Source organism: Nocardia sp. CA-145437 (assembly GCF_050956485.1).
In the GTDB taxonomy this organism is placed as follows: domain Bacteria; phylum Actinomycetota; class Actinomycetes; order Mycobacteriales; family Mycobacteriaceae; genus Nocardia.
On the sequence record NZ_CP191204.1, the window covers coordinates 2,677,805 to 2,698,182 of the forward strand.

Annotated in this window: 21 protein-coding genes; 8 read left to right on the top strand and 13 right to left on the bottom strand. The window is 69.0% G+C overall.

Features of this window, described 5'->3' with window-relative positions:
• Window positions 1-8: 8 nt before the first annotated feature.
• Together ACQPYY_RS12195 and ACQPYY_RS12200 are read right to left on the bottom strand one after the other, a co-directional pair.
• Window positions 9-464, bottom strand: a complete 456-nt coding sequence (locus tag ACQPYY_RS12195) for a GNAT family N-acetyltransferase (protein WP_433593814.1) — start codon at window positions 462-464, stop codon at window positions 9-11.
• A gap of 344 nt (window positions 465-808) precedes the next feature.
• A complete protein-coding gene (locus ACQPYY_RS12200) occupies window positions 809-1,003 on the bottom strand; it encodes a hypothetical protein (protein ID WP_433593815.1) in 195 nt (64 codons plus the stop codon).
• Window positions 1,004-1,192: 189 nt separating this feature from the next.
• Here ACQPYY_RS12200 and ACQPYY_RS12205 point away from each other — a divergent pair, with 189 nt between their 5' ends.
• Both ACQPYY_RS12205 and ACQPYY_RS12210 read left to right on the top strand, forming a co-directional pair.
• Window positions 1,193-1,807: a DUF5134 domain-containing protein gene (locus tag ACQPYY_RS12205; RefSeq protein ID WP_433593816.1), complete on the top strand. Its 615-nt coding sequence runs from the start codon at window positions 1,193-1,195 to the stop codon at window positions 1,805-1,807.
• A 127-nt stretch (window positions 1,808-1,934) separates the two neighbouring features.
• On the top strand, window positions 1,935-3,161 hold the full coding sequence (locus ACQPYY_RS12210) for an aspartate aminotransferase family protein (RefSeq protein WP_433593817.1): 1,227 nt from the start codon (window positions 1,935-1,937) through the stop codon (window positions 3,159-3,161).
• A 12-nt stretch (window positions 3,162-3,173) separates the two neighbouring features.
• Here the strand turns inward: ACQPYY_RS12210 and ACQPYY_RS12215 are convergent, their stop codons facing one another.
• Window positions 3,174-4,730 carry an MFS transporter gene (locus ACQPYY_RS12215; RefSeq protein ID WP_433593818.1) on the bottom strand — a complete coding sequence of 519 codons (1,557 nt, stop codon included), beginning with the start codon at window positions 4,728-4,730 and terminating at the stop codon, window positions 3,174-3,176.
• 122 nt (window positions 4,731-4,852) lie between these two features.
• On the opposite strand from ACQPYY_RS12215, the gene ACQPYY_RS12220 reads away from it, so the two are divergent.
• Window positions 4,853-5,212, top strand: a complete 360-nt coding sequence (locus tag ACQPYY_RS12220; RefSeq protein ID WP_379096719.1) for a VOC family protein — start codon at window positions 4,853-4,855, stop codon at window positions 5,210-5,212.
• 4 nt (window positions 5,213-5,216) lie between these two features.
• On the opposite strand, the gene ACQPYY_RS12225 is transcribed toward ACQPYY_RS12220, so the two are convergent.
• From ACQPYY_RS12225 to ACQPYY_RS12240, 4 genes are all read right to left on the bottom strand, one after another.
• Window positions 5,217-5,909, bottom strand: a complete 693-nt coding sequence (locus ACQPYY_RS12225) for a PhzF family phenazine biosynthesis protein (protein ID WP_433593819.1) — start codon at window positions 5,907-5,909, stop codon at window positions 5,217-5,219.
• A gap of 21 nt (window positions 5,910-5,930) precedes the next feature.
• Window positions 5,931-6,680 carry an HNH endonuclease family protein gene (locus ACQPYY_RS12230; RefSeq protein ID WP_433593820.1) on the bottom strand — a complete coding sequence of 250 codons (750 nt, stop codon included), beginning with the start codon at window positions 6,678-6,680 and terminating at the stop codon, window positions 5,931-5,933.
• 160 nt (window positions 6,681-6,840) lie between these two features.
• On the bottom strand, window positions 6,841-7,380 hold the full coding sequence (locus tag ACQPYY_RS12235) for a carboxymuconolactone decarboxylase family protein (protein ID WP_433593821.1): 540 nt from the start codon (window positions 7,378-7,380) through the stop codon (window positions 6,841-6,843).
• 24 nt (window positions 7,381-7,404) lie between these two features.
• Window positions 7,405-7,992: a peroxiredoxin gene (locus ACQPYY_RS12240; protein ID WP_213556646.1), complete on the bottom strand. Its 588-nt coding sequence runs from the start codon at window positions 7,990-7,992 to the stop codon at window positions 7,405-7,407.
• Window positions 7,993-8,099: 107 nt separating this feature from the next.
• Between ACQPYY_RS12240 and ACQPYY_RS12245 the strand changes: the two genes are divergently transcribed.
• From ACQPYY_RS12245 to ACQPYY_RS12260, 4 genes are all read left to right on the top strand, one after another.
• Complete coding sequence (locus ACQPYY_RS12245; RefSeq protein WP_379096732.1) at window positions 8,100-9,008, top strand: LysR substrate-binding domain-containing protein; 909 nt, start codon at window positions 8,100-8,102, stop codon at window positions 9,006-9,008.
• Between the two features lie 91 nt (window positions 9,009-9,099).
• Complete coding sequence (locus tag ACQPYY_RS12250; protein ID WP_433593822.1) at window positions 9,100-9,876, top strand: MBL fold metallo-hydrolase; 777 nt, start codon at window positions 9,100-9,102, stop codon at window positions 9,874-9,876.
• Window positions 9,873-10,331: a gamma-glutamylcyclotransferase family protein gene (locus ACQPYY_RS12255; protein ID WP_433593823.1), complete on the top strand. Its 459-nt coding sequence runs from the start codon at window positions 9,873-9,875 to the stop codon at window positions 10,329-10,331. The genes ACQPYY_RS12250 and ACQPYY_RS12255 overlap by 4 nt, the downstream gene beginning before the upstream one ends.
• A gap of 34 nt (window positions 10,332-10,365) precedes the next feature.
• Entirely contained in the window at window positions 10,366-11,961 is a 1,596-nt protein-coding gene (locus ACQPYY_RS12260) for an acyl-CoA synthetase (protein WP_433593824.1), read from the top strand.
• Here the strand turns inward: ACQPYY_RS12260 and ACQPYY_RS12265 are convergent, their stop codons facing one another.
• The 3 genes from ACQPYY_RS12265 to ACQPYY_RS12275 all read right to left on the bottom strand — a co-directional run bounded on the left by ACQPYY_RS12265 (window position 11,962) and on the right by ACQPYY_RS12275 (window position 14,106).
• Complete coding sequence (locus ACQPYY_RS12265; protein ID WP_433593825.1) at window positions 11,962-12,399, bottom strand: RpiB/LacA/LacB family sugar-phosphate isomerase; 438 nt, start codon at window positions 12,397-12,399, stop codon at window positions 11,962-11,964. It lies immediately after the preceding gene.
• 38 nt (window positions 12,400-12,437) lie between these two features.
• Complete coding sequence (locus ACQPYY_RS12270) at window positions 12,438-13,421, bottom strand: aldo/keto reductase (protein ID WP_433593826.1); 984 nt, start codon at window positions 13,419-13,421, stop codon at window positions 12,438-12,440.
• 100 nt (window positions 13,422-13,521) lie between these two features.
• A complete protein-coding gene (locus ACQPYY_RS12275; RefSeq protein WP_379096750.1) occupies window positions 13,522-14,106 on the bottom strand; it encodes a TetR/AcrR family transcriptional regulator in 585 nt (194 codons plus the stop codon).
• 97 nt (window positions 14,107-14,203) lie between these two features.
• Here ACQPYY_RS12275 and ACQPYY_RS12280 point away from each other — a divergent pair, with 97 nt between their 5' ends.
• Window positions 14,204-15,241 carry a beta-ketoacyl-ACP synthase III gene (locus ACQPYY_RS12280; RefSeq protein ID WP_433593827.1) on the top strand — a complete coding sequence of 346 codons (1,038 nt, stop codon included), beginning with the start codon at window positions 14,204-14,206 and terminating at the stop codon, window positions 15,239-15,241.
• A 102-nt stretch (window positions 15,242-15,343) separates the two neighbouring features.
• Here the strand turns inward: ACQPYY_RS12280 and speD are convergent, their stop codons facing one another.
• The 3 genes from speD to ACQPYY_RS12295 all read right to left on the bottom strand — a co-directional run bounded on the left by speD (window position 15,344) and on the right by ACQPYY_RS12295 (window position 20,363).
• Entirely contained in the window at window positions 15,344-16,558 is a 1,215-nt protein-coding gene (gene speD, locus ACQPYY_RS12285) for an adenosylmethionine decarboxylase (RefSeq protein ID WP_433594630.1), read from the bottom strand.
• 12 nt (window positions 16,559-16,570) lie between these two features.
• Window positions 16,571-17,671 carry a type III PLP-dependent enzyme gene (locus ACQPYY_RS12290; protein ID WP_379100179.1) on the bottom strand — a complete coding sequence of 367 codons (1,101 nt, stop codon included), beginning with the start codon at window positions 17,669-17,671 and terminating at the stop codon, window positions 16,571-16,573.
• 223 nt (window positions 17,672-17,894) lie between these two features.
• On the bottom strand, window positions 17,895-20,363 hold the full coding sequence (locus tag ACQPYY_RS12295) for a DEAD/DEAH box helicase (RefSeq protein WP_433594631.1): 2,469 nt from the start codon (window positions 20,361-20,363) through the stop codon (window positions 17,895-17,897).
• Window positions 20,364-20,378: the final 15 nt, after the last annotated feature.

Below are 20,378 nucleotides of genomic sequence, written 5' to 3' on the forward strand. Positions count from 1 at the left end.
CCGCGGGCTCAGAGCGCGCGGGTCATGAACACACTGTGCGGGTCCTCGGTATAGTCCGCGAACGGCCCGCAGTGCTCGAACCCGTAGCGCTCGTACAGCCGCACCGCGGGCCGATAGAACTCCGACGATCCGGTCTCCAGGCTCAACCGCGCGTACCCGCGAGCCTCGGCCTCGGCGAGGATGTGCCGCAACAACTGTGACGCGACTCCGCGCCCGCGATACCCGGCCGTGGTCCGCATGGATTTGATCTCCCCATGCGTCGGATCCAGCTCTTTGAGCGCCCCGCATCCGGCGAGCTCGGTCCCGTCCCACGCGGACCAGAAGGTGATCTCCGGCTTGCGCAGCGCCGCTACGTCGAGCGCGTGCATGCTGTCGTCCGGCGAGTTCGCCAGCATCTCGGCGACATGCGCTTCGAGCAAACCGACCACCTCGGGCCCGGTCAGATCATCGACCACAATCCGCATGTCGTCAGGCTAGCGAGCCGCCGTCCCGGGCCCTGAGCGGACTGACCTGGAGCGCCAACTCGCCGACCTGGCGTGCCGCCGGGCCCCGGGTGCCCTGTGCGCAGCCGCCCGACGGGCGACACTCGGTGTGGCCGGAAGGGTTTCGTGATCTTGTCGGGTTACTCCGCCGGTATTCGGAGCGTCGTGGGGCGAACCGTGAGGTGCACATTTCCGAGAGTGCCGGCGCGGGGCGTCGGATACGTGCACGGCGGCCCGAAGCTTGAAGACGGCCCGGTAGCCGCAAGGCTCCGGGCCGTTGCCATGTCCGCGCCCGCAGTCCGATCAGCGCTCGGCCATACCTGCGGTCAGCGCTCGGCGACACCAGCCTCCAGGGCGCTCAGGCGCGCGTCGAAGCTGCGCATCTCCTGCAGGATGCCCTTCATGGCTTCGGTCATCTGCTCGACGGAATAGCGCAGCAGGTTCAGGTTCGCGCGTAGATCGGCGATCGGGTCGACGGGATCGTCGATTCGGCGCGGGCGCTCGGCTCGACTGTGACGCATGGAGTGACTCCTCTGTTCATTGTCTCGATACGAACGTTTCAGGGGAGCCGGGCGAGTGAATCGGCTGGGTAATCGGTCACGAGTGGCGGTGCGGGGGCGGGGGATTCGGCAGCGCAAGTTCCGGGCGGCGCGCGCCGGGGATGTCAGCATGGAAGGGGAGCCGGTCGCCGCGGTGAGAGGTGGTGGGGCGTGGGGTTGTTCGTGGAGCAGTACGGGCTGGTGCGGTGGAGTGCGGTGATCGCTTTCTGCTCGGCCGCCGCCCTGGTCGTCGCCAGGCTGGCACGGGGACGGCCGGTCGGGTGCGACGGGCCGCGAGCGGATCGCGAATCCGATGCCGCGCATCTGGTGATGTGCCTGGTCATGGTGGGAATGCTGGTGTTCCCGACCGCCGTCGACGCACACGCGGTGCGCGGGGTGCTGACGGCCATGGTGGTCGTGTACACGCTGGTGCTGGGGGAACGGATCCTGCGGTGGCGCAACGGGATCGGAGACGCCGGGGCGGGTACCGCCGGGGCGTTCGCCTATCACGTGCTGGCGGCCGCGGCCATGCTGTACGCGATGAGCGGGCCCGGGGCGCACGAGCACGGTGTGTCCGGGCACGGGGGACCCGCGCCCGCCCCGCTGCTGGCGCTCGCGGCGCTGTTCGCACTCGACGCCGTCGTCATGCTGATCCCGGGCCTGCGCCGCCGTTTGCCGGGAGTGTTCCCGCACCCTGTCACCACGGCCGGAGCCCCGGCCGTGGTGCCGCACCTGGTGATGGACCTCGGCACCGCCTACATGCTGGTGGCGGCCGCCGCCGGATGAGCCGCCGCCCGTTCCGGCGCAGCCGGGGGCCGTTCGACCTGTTCACCGTCCTACGGGGTTAGATAGTGAGCAAAGGTCGGTTCGCCCGGTTGGGGGTGGCCGGTATCGGGTGATGGAGGTGCTCTGGATGGGTTCGCTGTGGCATGGCTTCGCCGATATGGGTGCGGTCGAGCGGGACGGGTCGTTCGTGGTGGCGCGGGGCGAGGGCGCCCGCATCTGGGACGAGGGTGGCACAGAGTATCTCGATGCCACCGGCGGACTCTGGTTCGCCAATGTCGGCCACGGCCGCCGCGAGATCGCCGACGCGGTGGCCGCGCAGCTGACCCATGTCGCGCACTACTCCAACTTCGGTGACCTGGTCTCGCCGGTGACCCGCGATCTGGCCGAGCGGCTCTCCGCGCTCGCCCCGGTACCGGGCAGCAAGATCTTCTTCACCTCGGGCGGCTCCGACGGCATCGACACCGCCGCCAAGCTGGCCCGCCGCTACTGGCAGGAGATGGGCCGCCCGGAGAAGACCATCCTGGTCGGACGGCAGAAGGCGTACCACGGCATGCACGTCGGCGGCACCTCGCTGGCCGGGATTCCGGTCAACGGCGAGGGCTACACCGGCGTCTTCATGCCCGACACCCGCACCATCGAATGGGATCAGGCCAAGGCGCTGACCGCGCTGATCGAGGAGCTCGGCGCGGAGCGCATCGCGGCCTTCTTCGCCGAACCCATCATCGGCGCGGGCGGCGTCTACCTGCCGCCGGAGGGCTATCTGGCCGAGGTCCGCCAGATCTGCCGCGACAACGACATCCTGTTCGTCGCCGACGAGGTCGTCACCGGCTTCGGCCGCATCGGCGGATCCTGGTTCGCCTCCTCGCGTTTCGGCCTGGAACCGGATCTCATGACCACCGCCAAGGGCCTCACCTCGGGCTATGTCCCGATGGGCGCGGTCTTTATCGCACCCCGCATCGCCGAGCCGTTCTTCTCCGGCGGCGTGTGGTGGCGGCACGGCTACACCTACGGCGGTCACGCCGGCGCGGCCGCCGCGGCCATGGCCAATCTCGACATCTTCGAGCGCGAGAACCTCTTGGAAGCCAGCAAGAACCTGGAAACGCTACTGCACGAGCACTTCTCGCCGCTGGCCGACCACCCGCGCGTGGCCGAGGTCCGCAGCGGCCTGGGCGCGGTCGCCGCGGTCCAGCTCGCCGATCCGGCCGAGGCGCTCGGGATGGTGAAAACCCTGCGCGCGCACGGTGTCTCGACCCGTGCGGCCGGTCAGGGCGCGCTGCAGATCTCGCCGTCGTTCGTCATCACCGAGGCCGAGGTCGTGCAGATGGCCACCCGGTTCGCCGCCGCTCTGGGCTGAGCGGCGACCGGATCAGTGATCGTGCCCGCCGGACAACTCTCCGGCGGGCACGTGGCGTAGCCGGGCCACGGCCAGCACCGCCACCAGCAGCGCGCCGACCGCTGCCACCCCTGCGGTGACGTGCACCCCGTGGATGAAGGCCGTGCGTGCCGCGACCAGCACCGTCGCGCCGACGTTGTCGGGCAGCGTCGCCGCCACCTGTACCGCCTCGCCGAGGGTCTCGCGCACCGCGTCCGCGCCGGGCAGACCGTGCGGCAGCGAGTCGGCGAGATCGGCCCGATAGATGGCCAGACTGATGCTGCCGAGTATCGAGATGCCCAGCGCGCCACCGAGTTCCGCGCCGGTCTCGGACACGCCCGAGGCTGCTCCGGCCTGCTCGGGCGGCGCGGAGCCGACGATCAGTTCGGTGGTGATGCCGAAGACCGGCGCCAGCCCCAGCGCGATGAGCAGCGACGCGACCACCGCCGCGACCGGTCCGCCGTCCACCGTCAGCCGGGTGAGCATGGCCAGACCGATGGCGGCCAGCACCATTCCGGCCCCGATCAGATACGCGGGCCGCACCGCGCGCACGATGCGCGGGGCCGCCTGCGAGCCGATGATGAACCCGACACTGGACGGCGCCATGGCGACGCCCGCCGCCATCGGCGTCATGTCCAGCGCCAGCTGGAAGTACTGGGCCACGAACAGGAAGTAGCCGAACGCCACGAAGATGGCGATCACATTGATGCCCAGCGCCGTCCGGAACGCGCCGAGCCGGAACAGCCGCAGATCCAGCATGGGATCGGGTCGCGTGAGCTGCCGCCGCACGAACAGCGCGCCCGCCACCAGGCCGCCCGCGACGGCCACCACCGCCACCGGGCCGAGGCCGTCCTGCGCGACCGTCTTCATGGCCAGCACCAGCGACACCATGGTGACCACACTCAGTGCGGCACTGGTCAAGTCGAGCCGCCCGGCCTCGGGATCGCGGAACTCCGGCAGTACCCGGGGACCGAGCACCAGCAGCAGCGCCATCACCGGGACGGCCAGCAGGAACACCGACCCCCACCAGAACCGTTCCAGCAGTACGCCACCCAGCAAGGGGCCGACCACGCCGCCCGCGGAGAACGCGCTCACCCAGGTGCCCACGGCCAGCGACCGCTGGCGGGGATCGCGGAACATGGTGAAGATCAACGACAGTGTCGAGGGCGCGATGGTCGCACCGGCGACACCGAGCAGCGCCCGGCACCCGATCAGGAACTCGGCGGTGGGGGAGAAAGCCGCCACCACCGACACCGTTCCGAACAACACGCCGCCGGCCAGCAGCAGACGTCGCCGCCCGATCCGGTCGCCGAGCGTGCCCATGGTGATCAGCAGACCGGCCAGCATGAAGCCGTAGACGTCGATGATCCAGAGCAGTTGCGCGCTGCTGGGATGCAGCGTCGAACTGATCTGTGGCACCGCCAGATGCAGCACCGTGAGATCCATGGCGTAGACCAGGCAGGCCAGCGCGAGCACGCCGAGGCCGATCCATTCGCGGCGCCCCGCCAGCTCCGGCCGCTCGCGTGCGGCTGTGACGAGGGCGGTATCCACGACGAATCGTCCTTCCGGTGGGGGTGTGGCCGCGGGGGCGACGGCGCGCCCTCCACCATCTCACCGCCCACCGACCGACGCGCAACCGAATTTCGGCCCGGCAGTGGCAGTATGCTGCGGAAATGGTCGAATTCGAGAGCTACCGGGCCAATCTCGAGGTGGCCGACCTCACGCCCACCGTCGAATTCCTGCGCGATGTGCTGGGCTTCGAGGTCGAGGTGGACGAGCCCGCGATGGGATTGGCGCTGCTGCGGCGCGGCGGGGTCGGGCTCGGGGTGGTGCGCACGCCGAATCCGGCGGTCAACGAGACCACCGCGGGATATGTCGGCGTGGCCGATGTGGACGCGCTGTACGCGCATTGCCTGCGGCACGGCGGCGAGATCACCGCCGAACTGACCGAGCACCCCTGGGGGCTGCGCGATTTCGTGCTGCGCATTCCCGGCGGCCACCGGCTCGCCTTCGGTCAGCGCATCGCTCGGTGAGTCTCTAGATCACGATGGGATGGTCGGCGACTACCCGCCCGCCGATCCGGGCCCAGCCGTCGGAGTCCCATTCGGTGAACAGCTGCGAGCCCTGCCCCTGCGTGATGTGCAGGCCGCGGGTGAGCAGCGCGGTCAGCTCGATGGCCGCCGAGCCGGTGGCGTCGTCCTCGGGAATTCCCAGGCCCGGGGCGAACATTCGGGCGCGGACGCCGGCCCGCGATTCGTTGGTCCAGGCCCAGCAGTAGTGCTGGCCGCCGGGGAAGTCGGCCGGGTCGAGGGTGGCGAGCAACGCCGGATCCTCGAACTGGTGGAATTCGAACGACGGTGACCAGGCGGCGCGGGCGCGGGCCCAGGCCATACCCTCGGTGAGCGCGACCTCGACCGGCCCGGCCGGGACATCGATGACCTTCACCGGCGTGCGCTGCTCGTTGAGCCACCACGCGGCGCCGATGCTGGGCAGCCCGGCGAAGGACAGTTCGACCGCCGGGGTGTAGATGCGCATCGCCGCCCGCCCGTCGGCCGGGTCGTCGACCACCGCGGTGAGCGCCTGGCCCACGCGGGCGGCGAGCGCCTGATGGTCGATGTGCTCCACGGCGGAGCGGCGGACGATGCCGAGCGGGCTGCCGAATCGACCGGCCGCGTCGGTGAACACACGCACGACCTCGATCTGGGCGCTATCACTTTCCGGAACGGTCATGTCACGCGAGCTTACCGACAGTTATCGATTCGCGGGAGGTCCACAGGCATCGAGCATGTCGACCAGGGCGCTCTTCTCGGTGGGTTGCACGCTCAATCCCCAGCGCTCCTTGATGCTGACCCAGCGGCGCGCGTACTCGCACTGGTACGCCTGCCGCGGCTGCCACTGATCCGGTGACTTGGAGCCCTTCTCCTGATTGGCCTGCTTCTGGACCGCGAGCAGATTGCCGACGTCGTTGGCGAACTTCTCGCGCTGCTCGGGCTGCCACTGCGAGGCCCCCGAGCGCCAGGCGTCGCCGAGCGCGACCACGTGGTCGATCTCGATATCGGAGGATGTGAAGCGGTCGTAGGGAATTCGCTCCCCGGTGTAGGGATCGTCGAGTGTCCCCGACAGCACCAGGCACGAATTGCTGTCGCCCACACGGGTTTCCGTGAGGTCGCGCTTCATCACCTGTTCGCGTGCGGTGCACCCGCCGCTGAGCGCCGGCTCGCCGCCGCGCCCGGACCAGCCGGGGCCGAAGGCGTTGCGGTCGTAGGTCTCCCAGTTGCGGTTCCACGCGACGGGGAGGCGGTCCAGTCCGGCCCGCGCCCGGGCGGCGTCGAGGATCGGGGTGCCCGCCTGCTCGGGCGGCGGGGGCGAGTCGGCGGCGGGGGTCTCGTGGCGATTCAGATACAGCGCCAGGCCACCCGCGGAGAGCGCGATGAGAAGCACGGAGGAGGCGAAGAGTCTGCGCCGGCGACGCCGGGCTGGGGTCCGGGAGCGCGGAGGCATGCGGGGGAGTCTAGGTGGGCAATTCGGATGTTTCGGGCATTGTTGCCGGATTGCAGCAATCTACGGGCAAATATGCAGGCAGAGGAGACGAGGGGCCGGACACCCTGTGGTGTCCGGCCCCTCGCCGAGAATCCGCGTCCCGGGCAACGCCCGCGATCGACTAGACGGAGGCCGTGGCCAGCGCCTCGGTCGACGCCACGGCCTGGCCCACGCCCGCCACGATCGCGGCAGCGCGCAGCGCCTCGAAGATCACCTCGCGCGACACGCCCGCCTCGCGCAGCGTGTGCTCGTGCGCCTCCAGGCAGTGCTGGCAGCCGTTGATCGAGGAGACCGCGAACGACCACAGCTCGAAATCGACCTTGTCCACGCCGGGAGTGCCGATGATCTGCATGCGCAGGCCCGCGCGCAGATCGTCGTAGCGGCCCTCCAGGAATGCCTTGCCGCGGTAGAACACATTGTTCATACCCATGATCGACGCGGCGCCCAGCGCGGCGTTGTACGCCTCGGCCGACAGCACGTCGGCCGCCTCCTCGGCGATCTCCCGCAGCGTGGTCGCGGACTTGGTGGCCGCGGCCGAGGCCAGCAGGGTGCCCCACAGCTGCTGCTCGTTGAGTACGGTGCTGCGCGCCATGGAGGACAGGTTGAGCTTGAGGTCCTTGGCGTACTCGGGCAGCGAGTTCTTCAGATTATCGATGGTCACGACGAAATTCCTTACGAGCCTTGCTTACACCGACGCGGTCATGAGCTCGCCGGCCTGGATGGTCGGGTCGCCCTTCTTCCAGTTGCAGGCGCACAGCTCGTCGGACTGCAGGGCGTCGAGCACGCGCAGCACCTCGTCGACATTGCGGCCGACCGAACCGGCGGTGACCGATACGAACTGGATCTCGTTGTTCGGGTCGACGATGAAGGTGGCGCGGTCGGCGACGCCGTCGGCGTTGAGCACGCCGGTGGCCGCGGCCAGTTCCCGCTTCAGGTCGCTCAGCATCGGGAACGGGAGCGTCTTGAGCTCCTCGTGCTGGGCGCGCCACTGGAAGTGGACGAACTCGTTGTCGACGGAGGCACCCAGCACCTGCGCGTCGCGATCGGCGAACTCCTCGTTCAGCTTGCCGAAGGCGGCGATCTCGGTCGGGCACACGAAGGTGAAGTCCTTGGGCCAGAAGAAGACGATGCGCCACTTGCCGGCGTAGTCGTCGCTCGAGATCTGGGTGAAGTAGTCGTCGGGCTGCTGAGCGTTCACCTTCGAGAGATCACCGCCGATGACAGCCTTCAGGTTGTACGCGGGGAACTGATCGCCGATGGTCAGCAGTGCCATGAATGCTCCTCGTTGTAGTCATGCCGATTGTGTCGAGACTTCTGTATACGATCCTGGCCGAACAGCGGTGAGAGGTAAAGGTGATCGGTCGCACTACACTCATAGGCGTGACTGATCAAACTTATCAGCCCACCCTGTCACAGCTGCGTGCGTTCGTGGCCGTCGCGGAGTACCGGCACTTCGGTACTGCGGCGACCCGGCTTGGCGTGAGCCAGCCCACGTTATCCCAGGCGCTGGCATCACTGGAAAACGGACTGGGGCTGTTGCTGATCGAGCGCAGTACGCGCCGTGTGCTGGTCACCGCCGACGGCAAACGTTTGCTGCCGCAAGCCATCGCGACCCTCGAGGCCGCTGACCGATTTGTCGCGTCGGCCGCCGGAGAGGGGCTGCGCGGCACCCTGCGGCTGGGCATCATCCCGACCGTCGCCCCCTACGTGCTGCCCACCCTGCTGCCCGAATTGCGCAGGCGGGTACCCGCTCTCGCGCCGCACGTCATCGAGGACCAGACCGCCCGTCTGCTCGACGGCCTGCGCTCGGGCGTGCTCGACGTGGCCATGCTGGCGCTGCCCGCCGACGCGCCCGGCCTCGTCGAGATACCGCTCTACACCGAGGAGTTCGTGCTGGTCGTGCCGCGCGGCCACGAGCTGGCCGGCCGCTCCGACCTGACCCCGGCCGACCTCGACGCGCTGCCGCTGCTGCTTCTCGACGAAGGCCACTGCCTGCGTGATCAGACCATGGACCTGTGCCGTACCCACGACGCGCACCCGGGCGCGGTCGGCGACACCCGCGCCGCGTCGCTGGCCACGGTGGTGCAGTTCGTCGCGGGCGATCTCGGCGTCACCCTGATCCCGGCCATGGCGGTCCCGGCCGAGACCTCACGCGGCACCCTGGAGGTGGCGACCTTCGCCGCGCCCGCGCCGGGCCGCACGGTCGGGCTGGCGTTCCGCTCCTCCACCGCGCGCGGCGACGACTACGAGCTGCTCGCCGAGATCATCCGCGAGGGCCGTCCGCGCTGAGCCCTCGCGCCGGACCGGCCCGCCGGGCGCCACGACAAATCCGACAACCTGCGCGGTTGCGTCACTCTGGGGTGTCTGAAACGCTCGAGCCATGCGCGTCCATCACCTCAACTGCGGCACCATGGGATTCGGCGTCATCGATCACTGCCTGCTCGTCGAGACTCGCGACGCGCTCGTGCTCGTCGACACCGGGTTCGGGCTCGAGACCGTGCGGCAGCCCGGAAAGATGCTGGGTGCCAGCCGTTTCCTGATGGGCGCGAAACCGTCCGAGGGCGAGACCGCGATCCGCCAGATCCAGGCGCTGGGCTACGACCCGCGCGACGTCCGGCACATCATCCTCACCCACCTCGACCTGGACCATTCCGGCGGACTCTCGGACTTCCCCGAAGCCACCGTGCACATTCACGGACCCGAATTCCGGGCCGCCACCGCCACGCCCACCCTGTCCGAGAAGCTGCGCTACCGGGCCGCGCAGTGGGCGCACGGACCCAAGTGGATGGTGAACGAGGTCGAGGGCGGCGAGGACTGGTTCGGCTTCACCGCGGTGCGCGACCTGCCCGGGCTGCCGCCGGAGATCCTGGTGGTGCCGCTGCTCGGTCACACCCGCGGTCACGCCGGGGTGGCCATCGATCACGGCAACGGATGGCTCCTGCACGCCGGTGACGCGTTCTTCACCGAATCCAGCATCCACCCCGAGGAGCCGTTCACGCCGTTCTGGTGGAAGGTGTACGAGACCGGGTCCATCGCGGGGGAGGCGTACCGGCTGAACCAGCGGCGATTGCGGGAACTGCGGAAGCTGCACGGGGACACGGTGACCGTCGTCAACTCCCACGACGCGGGGCTGTTCGCGCGAATCGCCGGGCGATGAACGACCGGTGGGCACGGAGGCTTCCGGCCGCGAGTGATCCACTGTTCGTCTACGGCACCCTGCGGTTCGAAGCCGTGCTGACCGCATTGATAGGCCGCGTCCCGCGGATGGAGCCCGCGCGATTGATCGGGCGGCGGGCCGCCGCGCTGCCCGGGCGGGCGTATCCGGGACTGGTCACCGCGACCGACGCCGTGACAGCGGGCTTCGTGCTCACCGGGCTCACCGCCGACGACTGGCGGGTGCTCGACGCCTTCGAGGACGACGAGTACGACCTGACCCCGGTGTCGGTGCATCTGGGGGAGCGCGTCGGGTACGCGTGGACCTACACCTGGACCGCCGAGGTCGCCGAGGCCGATTGGTCGGCCGCCGACTTCGAGGCCGGGCACCTGCCGTATTACGAGTCGAAATGTGCTGCGTGGCGGCGGGATCTGGTCCTGCTCAGCGAGACTGTATGACACGGGACACACTCGTGCGGTAGAAGTTGGTCGCATGGATGCACAGGGCACTGATCGGACCGTGACGGGCGCGCGCTCGCAGGCGCTCGGAGATCTGCTGCGGCGCAGCGCCGCCCGGGTCCCGGACAAGACGGCGCTGGTGTGGCGCGATCGGCGCGAGAGCTACGCGGATCTGGACGCGGCGGTGAACCGGGTCGCGCACAGCCTGGCCGATCGCGGTGTGGGGCAGGGGGATCGGGTCGCGATCTACTCGCACAACTGCCGCGAGTTCGTGCTCCTCTACGTCGCGCTGGCCCGGCTGGGCGCGATCTCGGTGCCGATCAATTTCATGCTCACCGCCGACGAGGTGGCGTTCATCCTCGAACACAGCGGGGCGGTCGGTTTCATTGCCGAGGACGGCCTCGCCGAGCCGGCCGAGGCCGCGGTGAAACAGCTGGGCGACGGCCAGATCCGGCTGCTCGGCCGCATCGGCCTCGGCGACCTGCCCACGACGACCGGATGGGAGGACGTGAGCGCCTGGGAAACCCATTCCGACGCCTCCGCCCCCGAGGTGTTCGTCGCCGACGACGACCCCATCCAGATCATGTACACCTCCGGCACCGAGTCGCGCCCCAAGGGCGCGGTGCTGTCGAGCCGCGCGCTGATCGCGCAGTACACCAGCGTCGTCGTGGACGGCCGTATGAGCGCCGACGACATCGAGGTGCACGCGCTGCCGCTGTACCACTGCGCGCAGCTGCACTGCTTCCTCACCCCCGACCTGTGGCTGGGCGCGACCAGCATCCTGCTGCCCGGCCCCGACCCGGCCACGGTGCTGCGCACCATCGAGACCGAACGGGCCACCAAACTGTTCTGCCCGCCCACGGTGTGGGTCTCGCTGCTGCGCCACCCCGACTTCGACGGCTACGACCTGTCGTCCCTGCGCAAGGGCTACTACGGCGCGAGCATCATGCCCGTCGAGGTGCTGCACGAACTGGCCGAGCGCCTGCCCGGCGTCGGCCTGACCAACTTCTACGGCCAGACCGAACTCTCGCCGCTGGCAACGGTTCTCGCACCCGAGGATCAGCTCGCCAAGCCCGGGTCGGCGGGCCGCCCGGCGCTCAATGTCGAGACCCGGGTGGTCGACGACGACGACAATCCGGTCGGCGTCGGTGTCGTCGGCGAGATCGTGCACCGGTCCCCGCAGGCCATGCTCGGTTACTGGAACGATCCCGCCAAGACCGCGGAAGCCTTCCGCAACGGCTGGTTCCACAGCGGCGACCTGGGCGTGCTGGACGCCGACGGGTACCTCAGCGTGGTCGACCGCAAGAAGGACATGATCAAGACCGGCGGCGAGAACGTGGCCAGCCGCGAGGTCGAGGAAGTCCTCTACGAACACCCGGACGTCTCCGAGGCCGCCGTGGTCGGCATCCCGCATCCGCGCTGGATCGAGGCGGTCGCCGCGATCGTGGTGGCGCGCACCGGAATCGAGCCGGACGCGGCCGCCGTCCTCGCCCACTGCAAGCAGCGCCTCGCCGGATACAAGGTCCCCAAATACGTGACCTTCGTCGACGCGCTGCCCAAGAACCCCAGCGGCAAGATCCTCAAGCGCGAATTGCGCACGCGGCACGCGCATCTGGCCGCGCAGGACTGATCACCCGATCAGATCCACATGGGCGATGTTCGCCCGATCGCCGGGGTCCGCACTCGGGGCCCCGGCGAACCAGGCGTCGAGAATCTCGCTCAGCTGCGCGCGCGAGGTGAGGCGCAGACTCAGCGCCAGCACGTTCGCGTCGTTCCACTTCCGTGCTCCCTCAGCGGTATACGCGTCCACACACAGCGCCGCCCGCACCCCGGCGACCTTGTTGGCGGCGATGGACGCGCCGGTGCCGGTCCAGCAGCACACGATCGCCTGCTCGGTCCGGCCGTCGGCGACATCGCGCGCCGCCGCCTCGCAGGCCCACGCCCAGTCGTCGCGCTCGTCGGGATCGAGAGCCCCGTGCACGGTCACCTCGTGCCCGCGCGTCCGCAGCTCCTCGACCACGGCCGTGGCCACCCCGGTGTCCTCGTCTGCGGCAACCGAAATCCTCATGCGGTCGTTCTCCTCATCGAGGGCCGGGATCGGGGGGACTAGCGGTTGGTGACGCGCGCCAGCGCTTCGGGATAGCGCGCCCCGGCCACCGATTCGGCCGGTGCGGCGGCTTCGATACGGGCCAGATCCTCCGGAGACAGCACGATCTCGGTCGCGGCCACGTTCTGTTCGAGGTAGGCGCGGCGCTTGGTGCCGGGGATCGGGACCACGTCGTCGCCGCGGGACTGCACCCAGGCCAGGGCCAATTGCCCCGCGGTGACGCCCTTCTCGTCGGCCAGTTCCCGCAGGGCCGCGACGATGGCGAGATTGGCGTCGATATTGCCGTCGGCGAACCGGGGCAGGCGGCGGCGCATGTCATCGGCGGGCAGGTCGGCGGTGGAGGTGATCGCGCCGGTGAGGAAGCCGCGGCCCAGCGGCGAGAAGGGCACGATGCCGATCCCGAGTTCCCGGCAGGCGGGCACGATTGCGGCCTCGATGTCGCGGGTCCACAGCGACCATTCGCTCTGCAGCGCGGTCACCGGGTGGACGGCGTGGGCGGCGCGGATGGTGTCGGCGGAGGCCTCGGAGATGCCGAGGTAGCGGACCTTGCCGGCCTGCACGAGCTCCGAGAGCGCGCCCCAGGTCTCCTCGATGGGCACGTTCGGGTCCACGCGATGCTGGTAGTAGAGGTCGATGTGGTCGATGCCCAGCCGCGCGAGGGACTCGTCGCAGGACTGCTTCACATACGCGGCGTCGCCGCGCGCGCCGAGCGTGCCCTGCTCACCCCAGACGATGCCGAACTTGGTGGCCAGCACGACGCGGTCGCGGCGGTCGGCGATGGCGCGGCCGAGCAGTCGCTCGTTGGTCTCCGGGCCGTAGACGTTCGAGGTGTCGAGCAGGGTGACGCCGAGGTCCAGGGCCCGGTGGATGGTGGCGATGGACTCGGCGTCGTTGTCCTGGACGCCGTAGGCGCCGCTCATGCCCATGCAGCCGAGGCCTTGGGCGCCGACGGTCAGCTCGCCGAGCTTCCTGGTCGCGATCATGCGATGAATCCTCCTCGGTAGGAATGGAATTCGCGGCGGTTCGCCGCCTGCCCACGACGCTACGACCTGGAGTGCGCTCCAAGTCAACCGCGTCGCGGGATCAGCGGCGGTTGGGCAGGTGGTGATGCAGCAGGACGGTGAGCTGGGTGCCCGCGTCGGTGAAGGGAAGGGCGGATTTCAGGGCGCGGCTCTGCACGATCGCGCCCTCGATGACCGAGAGGGCGAAGCCGGACAGGGAACAGGCGGTGGCGCGCTCGATGCCCGCGTCGACCAGGCCGTCGGCCAGCCGGGCGGTCCATTCGGAGAAGGCCTGACCGGCGGCCGATTGCAGGGTCGGGTCGAGTTCGTCGAGGGCCGCGGCCATCATGAACGATCCCGCGCGGAACTCGCTGGTCTCGAGTTGGCCGCGCCAGAAGCCGAGTAACTCGTCGACCCACCCGTCGAGGGAGGGCGCGACCGGCAGCGCGTCGGACATGCGGCTCACGTGGGAGTAGACCATGCGCGACACGATGCGGGCCGCGGTGGCCACCAGCTCCCCCTTGCCCGAAGGAAAGTGCTGGTAGAGCGAGTTTCGGGAGGCGTTGCTGCGTTTGAGGAGTTCGTTGAGACCGGCCGCGTGCACGCCGTGTTCCTGGACGGTGGTGATGGTGCTCGCGATCAATCGGGCGCGTGGTCCCGCCGTCATTGCAATTTCCTCCAGCCCTTGTGTGAACCGATCGGTCCATGTTAAACCTAACCCATGTGGACCGATCGGTTCATATGGGAAAAGAGGAAATCCGCGCATGTCAGCCCAGATCGCCACCGCCACCCCGGTAGCCCACGCCGCCCTGCTCGGCCTGGGCGTGTACCGGCCACGCCGGGTGGTCCCCAACGCCGAGATCGTCGACCGCATCAACTCCTCCGACGAATGGATCCGGACCCGCTCCGGCATCGAGGCCCGTCACTGGGCCGATGACGACGAGACCATCGTCGGCATGAGCACCGCCGCCGCCCGCGACGCGCTCGACGCCGCCGGGGTCACCGCCGAGCAGATCGACGCGGTCATCCTGGCCACCTCCTCGCAGATGGTGTTGGGACCGTCCGCCGGAGCCGTGGTCGCGACCGAACTCGGCATGCACGACACCGCCGCCTTCGACGTCTCGGCCGGGTGCGCGGGCTTCTGCTACGCGCTCGCCAACGGGGCCAACCTGGTGCGCGCCGGTCAGGCCCGCCACGTGCTGGTGATCGGCGTGGAGCGGCTCTCGGACCTGCTCGACCAGGACGACCGCACCTGCGCGTTCATCTTCGCCGACGGTGCGGGCGCGGTCGTGGTGGGCGCCTCCGACGTCGAGGGCATCGGGCCGGTGGCCTGGGGCTCGGACGGCAGCCAGACCGCCGCGATCAAGCAGGACAAGGACTTCAAGACCTACTTCGCCGAGGTCGCCGCGGCGGAGGCGACCGGCGGCACCACCGAGCGGCCCTACATCCGGATGAACGGCGCGGCCGTATTCCGCTGGGCCGTCACGTTCTTGGAGAAGGCCTGCCGCGACGCGCTGGACCAGGCCGGCGTGAACGTGGAGGATCTGGACGCGTTCGTGCCGCACCAGGCCAACGGGCGCATCACCGACGCGCTGGTGCGGGCGCTGCACATGCCCGAAAACATCGCTGTCGCACGGGATATCGCGGAGGCGGGCAACACCAGCGCCGCGTCGATCCCGATGGCGATGGAGCAGCTGCTGCGCTCGGGCGCCTCGAAGCCGGGCGACACCGCGCTGCTGCTGGGCTTCGGCGCGGGCCTGGCCTACGCCGGTCAGGTCGTCACGCTCCCCGCGATCGCGTGACGGACGGTCCACGGGCAACGAAATCCGTTGTGTGAAACGACGAAAAACGAAGCGCCCCGCACAGCCAGGCTGTGCGGGGCGCTTCGCTACGGAGCGGATCGATTAGACGGTCACGCTCACACGCAGCGCGTGCGGCTCGATCGCGCCGCGGACCAGGGCCCGCTCGTCGATGGTCTCGGCCTTGTAGGGCAGGGTCGACAGCGTCTCGGTCATCTTCGCGACCGGGTCCGCGATGGCGGCCGGGGTACCGAAGATGAACGTCCACTCGTGCTCGTCGCTGACGTAGGGAACGACGGTCTCGAACAGGTTGTGGAACCGGGTCCACGAACGCTTCAGGGTCTCGTTGCGCCACATGGTCTGACAGCCGGCCTGCGCGGCGAGCACGCCGCCCTCGGCCAGCAGCGCCTTACAGCGGTTGAGGAAGTCGTCCTCGTAGAGGCGGTTGTGCTGCGCGTCCTCGACCCGCTCGTCCGGCAGGTCGATGCAGATCATGTCGTAGCGCACGCCCGCGGCCTCGGCCTTGGCCAGGAAGTCCCAGCCGTCGGCGTAGTGCATCTTGATCGGGCCGGTCTGCGCGACCGCCTCGGCCAGGTCGGCCAGGGAGTAACCGTAGGGGAGGTGCTCGGCGCACAGCTCCACCTCCAGCTGGTCGATGTCGACGTGGTCGACGAGCGAGGCGCCCGCGGCCACCGACATCTGCGAGGCGACACCCTCACCGGAACCGATGATCAGCACCTTGTCCAGCTTCGCGGCCAGCGCGTACCCCGGGACCAGCATGGCCTCGTGGTAGGTGAGCTGCGAGAACTCGGTGGACTGGCGGTCGTCGTCGGAGAACAGGGAGATGCCCTGCTCGGTCCTGGCGATGACCATGTGCTGGTACGGGGTGTTGGTGTCGACGATGGTTTCCGTCGTGTTCCACACCCGGGTCAGACCCTCGCCGACCGGCTCGTGGATCCGGCGGGCGGTGTGGCCGCGCTGGATGACCTCGATGTTGACCGACCCCGGGGACAGCTCCTGCTGCAGCAGTTCGACGGCCTTGGTGGCGCCGGAACCGATGCTGCCGCAAGTGAATACGTCGACGAAGATGTCGCCGGACTCAGGGTAGGTGTGGATCGAGGCGTGCGACTCGGCGAGCAGGGCCAGGATGGTGACACCCTGCGGCTCGAACTTCTTGCGCACGACATCGCAGATGGTCACCCCCGCGGCGACCAACGATTTTCGAAGCGCGGTTTCGAGTCGTTCGAGGTCGTCGCAGAGGGCAGCGTCGACACCACCGAACTCGGCCAGCACGTGCCAGCCGGTGAATTCTGCCGTGATCATGGCTAAAACTCACTCTCGCTCAGCGCCAGTGACATGGACTGTCAGTGGCGGAAAACCGTTGAAGGACACCGACGAATAGCTCGCCGTATAGGCGCCGGTCTCGAGGATCCGAACGGGATCACCGGCTCGCAACGTGGTCGGAAGGAGGACACGCGTGCGTTGATAGAGTACATCGTCGCCATCACACGTAGGACCAGCGACTACCGCCTCGTCCTTCGGATCCGCGTCCCGATCGGTTTCGAATCGGTAGGCGATGTACTCGTTCTCGGTTTCGGCCATGCCGTTGTAGCGGCCGATATCGAGGTATATCCAGCGCCGCCCGTCCGGCGCTCGGCGAACATTCACCACTTCGGCGTGGATCACACCGGTGTTGCCCACGAGGGCGCGACCGGGCTCCACCACCAGGGCGGTGTGTTCCGGGAGATAGCGGGCCGCCGCATCGGCGATCGCCGCACCCAGCTCCGAGACCCCCGGAGCCGGATCGGCGTACGAAATCGGAAGTCCCCCACCGATATTCACCGCCGTCACTGGAATGTCTTTGATCGCCAACGCTTCCGCGATGGCGCCGGCCTGCTCGATCCCGATGCCCCAGGCCTTCGGGTCCAGCTGCTGCGAGCCGACGTGGAAGTATGGGCCGACCACCGTCAGGCCCAGATCGTGCGCCCGCACCAGCAGCCGCTTGGCCTCACCCGGCGCGCAGCCGAACTTGGTCCCGAACGGGGTCTGCGACTGCGGGGCCGAGGACAGGAACCGGCACTCGACCTCCGAGCCCGGCGCATGCTCGGCGATGCGCTCCAGATCGTCCTCGGTGTCGAAGGCGTAGCGTCGCACGCCCGCCGCGTAGGCGGTGGCGATCTGGGAGGCCTTCTTGATCGGATTGCCGTAGCACATGACGGCCGGATCCACGCCCTGCGCGAGGCAGAGCTCGATCTCACCGACGCTGGCGACGTCGAACTCCGCGCCCTCGTCGTTCAGCAGCCGGATGATCTCCGGCACGGGACTCGCCTTGACGGCGAAGCGAATTCGTGCCGCAGGTAGGGCGGCGTGCAGTGCGCGATAGTTCGCGCGGACCTTGTCGAGGTCGATGACCAGACAGGGCGACTCGGGCATGTTTCGACCGGGCAATCTAAGGGAACTCTTTTCTGTCGGCCAGGGCGGCAGGGACTCAGGCAACCTGCGAGACAATACACGCGTTGAGCCTCGAAAAACGAACCGGTGGACGATCGATTACGTCACTCTAACGCCGGGATTCGTTCATCTGCCCGAGGTGGCGTCTGACGAGAGTGTGACGGCGGACGGCCCGGGCCCGCACTCGATCGGCGGCCGCCGGGAGTCAGCCCGCGGTGATCGACAGATCGTCGAAGACCACTTCGCCCGCGGCGTCGGACTCGGCCAGATCCACGATGGCGTCGATTGACCAGCCGTGGTCGCCATTGGGGTCGTCGAGCACCTGGCGGACATCCCAGAATCCCGGCCGCTGCTCGACCCGGAACAGCTGTGGCCCCCGGGCGTTCGGACCGGTCCCGATGGTGTCGTATTCGTCGAAATAGGGTGCGAGTTCGGCCGCCCAGTCCACGTCGTCGCCCATGTCCTCGAGCGCGTCCCAGTGTCGCAGCGCGGCCAGATCCACCCGCCGGAACATGGCATTGCGCACCAGGACCCGGAACGCCCGCTCATTGGCGCTGATCGGGCGCACTGTCTCCGCCCCGAACGCCACCTGCTGCTCGTCGCCCTCGGCGCCGGGATTGGTGAGCTGCTCCCATTCGTCGAGCAGGCTGGAGTCGACCTGCCGGATCAGCTCGCCCAGCCACTCGGTGATGTCGTCGAGTTCCTCGGTGCGGGCCTGCTCGGGCACGGTCCTCCGCAGCGCCCGGTAGGCGTCGGCCAGATACCGCAGCACCACGCCCTCGGAGCGGGCCAGCTCGTAACCCGACACCAGTTCGGCGAAGGTCATGGACCGCTCGACCATCTCACGCACCACGGCCTTGGGGGAGGGCTCGAACTCCGACACCCAGGGATGCCCGGCCTTGTAGGTCTCGAACGCGGGCTCGATGAGTTCCGCGGCCAGGGGTTTCGGCCAGGTGACCTCTTCGAGGAGCTCCATGCGCTCCTCGTACTCGATCCCGTCGGCCTTCATCTCCGCGACCGCCTCGCCGCGCGCCTTGTGCTGCTGGGCCATCAGCAGCTGGCGCGGATCCTCGAGGGTGGACTCGATGAGCGAGATCACGTCGAGGGTGTAGGTCGGCGACTCCTTGTCCAGGAGTTCCAGCGCGGCCAGCGCGAACGGCGAGAGCGGCTGATCGAGCGCGAAGTCGCGCTGCAGATCCACCATCAGCCGGGCGTGCCGGCCGTCGGCGTCGGGTTCGTCGAGCTGTTGCACCACGCCCGCGTCGCGCAGCGCCCGGTACAGCCGGATCGCCTTGAGGATGTGCCTGCGCTGCGCCGCGCGCGGCTCGTGGTTCTGCTCCAGCAGGTGCCGCATGGCGTAGAAGCAATTGCCCTTGCGCGCAATCACATTCAGCAGCATCGAGTTGGTGACGTTGAACCGCGACACCATGGGTTCGGGCGAGGCCGCCACCAGCCGGTCGAAGGTCTCCTCCGACCAGGACACGAAACCCTCGGGCGGCTTCTTCTTCTGGACCTTCTTGAGCTTCTTGGGGTCGTCGCCCGCCTTGGCGATCAGGCGCGCGTTCTCCACCTCGTGCTCGGGGGCCTGCACCACGACGGTGCCCATGGTGTCGTAACCCGCGCGCCCGGCCCGGCCCGCGATCTGGTGGAACTCGCGGGCATTGAGCCGCCGCGTGCGCACGCCGTCGTACTTGGTGAGCCCGGTCAGCATGACCGTGCGGATCGGGACGTTGATGCCGACGCCGAGGGTGTCGGTGCCGCACACCACCTTCAGCAGTCCGTCCTGTGCCAGCTTCTCGACCAGGCGGCGGTACTTGGGCAGCATGCCCGCGTGGTGCACGCCCACGCCGTGGCGGATGAACCGCGACAGCGTCTTGCCGAAGCCGGTGGCGAAACGGAATTCGCCGATGGCCGCGGCGATCGCCTCCTTCTCCGCCTTGGAGGACATGTTCACGCTCATCAGCGCCTGCGCCCGCTCCATGGCCGCGGCCTGGGTGAAGTGCACGACGTACACCGGCGCGAGGCTGGTGGTCACCAGATCCTCGAGCGTCTCGGTGATGGGGGTGCGCACGTACGAGAAGCTCAGCGGCACCGGCCGTTCCGAACCGGCGACGATGGCGGTCTCGCGCCCGGTCCGCCGGGTCAGGTCCTCGGCGAAGAAGTCGACCTCGCCGAGGGTGGCCGACATGAGCAGGAACTGGGCCTTGGGCAGCTCGATCAGCGGCACCTGCCACGCCCAGCCGCGATCGGGATCGGCGTAGTAGTGGAACTCGTCCATGATGACCTGGCCGACATCGGCCGCCGCGCCCTCACGCAGCGCCAGATTGGCCAGGATCTCCGCGGTCGCGCAGATGATGGGCGCGTCCGGGTTCACCGCCGCGTCACCGGTCACCATGCCGACCCGGTCAGCGCCGAACACCTCGCACAGCGCGAAGAACTTCTCGCTCACCAGCGCCTTGATCGGCGCGGTGTAGTAGCTGCGCTCGCCCTTGTTGAGCGCGGCGAAGTGCGCGCCGATCGCGACCAGCGACTTACCCGACCCGGTCGGCGTGTTGAGGATGACGTTGGACCCGGTCACCAGTTCCAGCAGCGCCTCTTCCTGGGCCGGGTAGAGGTTCAGGCCCTCCGAGCCCGCCCAGTCGGCGAAGGTCTCGTACAACCAGTCCGGGTCCACGTCGGAGACGGCACG

Bases quoted from the DNA above. Each gene is read 5' to 3' on its own strand.
- ACQPYY_RS12270 (WP_433593826.1), bottom strand. From the start codon at position 13,421: ATGATCGCGACCAGGAAGCTCGGCGAGCTGACCGTCGGCGCCCAAGGC.
- ACQPYY_RS12210 (WP_433593817.1), top strand. From the start codon at position 1,935: ATGGGTTCGCTGTGGCATGGCTTCGCCGATATGGGTGCGGTCGAGCGG.
- ACQPYY_RS12225 (WP_433593819.1), bottom strand. From the start codon at position 5,909: ATGACCGTTCCGGAAAGTGATAGCGCCCAGATCGAGGTCGTGCGTGTG.
- ACQPYY_RS12195 (WP_433593814.1), bottom strand. From the start codon at position 464: ATGCGGATTGTGGTCGATGATCTGACCGGGCCCGAGGTGGTCGGTTTG.
- ACQPYY_RS12250 (WP_433593822.1), top strand. From the start codon at position 9,100: ATGCGCGTCCATCACCTCAACTGCGGCACCATGGGATTCGGCGTCATC.
- ACQPYY_RS12260 (WP_433593824.1), top strand. From the start codon at position 10,366: ATGGATGCACAGGGCACTGATCGGACCGTGACGGGCGCGCGCTCGCAG.
- ACQPYY_RS12240 (WP_213556646.1), bottom strand. From the start codon at position 7,992: ATGGCACTGCTGACCATCGGCGATCAGTTCCCCGCGTACAACCTGAAG.
- ACQPYY_RS12280 (WP_433593827.1), top strand. From the start codon at position 14,204: ATGTCAGCCCAGATCGCCACCGCCACCCCGGTAGCCCACGCCGCCCTG.
- ACQPYY_RS12200 (WP_433593815.1), bottom strand. From the start codon at position 1,003: ATGCGTCACAGTCGAGCCGAGCGCCCGCGCCGAATCGACGATCCCGTC.
- ACQPYY_RS12230 (WP_433593820.1), bottom strand. From the start codon at position 6,680: ATGCCTCCGCGCTCCCGGACCCCAGCCCGGCGTCGCCGGCGCAGACTC.
- ACQPYY_RS12265 (WP_433593825.1), bottom strand. From the start codon at position 12,399: ATGAGGATTTCGGTTGCCGCAGACGAGGACACCGGGGTGGCCACGGCC.
- ACQPYY_RS12275 (WP_379096750.1), bottom strand. From the start codon at position 14,106: ATGACGGCGGGACCACGCGCCCGATTGATCGCGAGCACCATCACCACC.
- ACQPYY_RS12220 (WP_379096719.1), top strand. From the start codon at position 4,853: ATGGTCGAATTCGAGAGCTACCGGGCCAATCTCGAGGTGGCCGACCTC.
- ACQPYY_RS12290 (WP_379100179.1), bottom strand. From the start codon at position 17,671: ATGCCCGAGTCGCCCTGTCTGGTCATCGACCTCGACAAGGTCCGCGCG.
- ACQPYY_RS12255 (WP_433593823.1), top strand. From the start codon at position 9,873: ATGAACGACCGGTGGGCACGGAGGCTTCCGGCCGCGAGTGATCCACTG.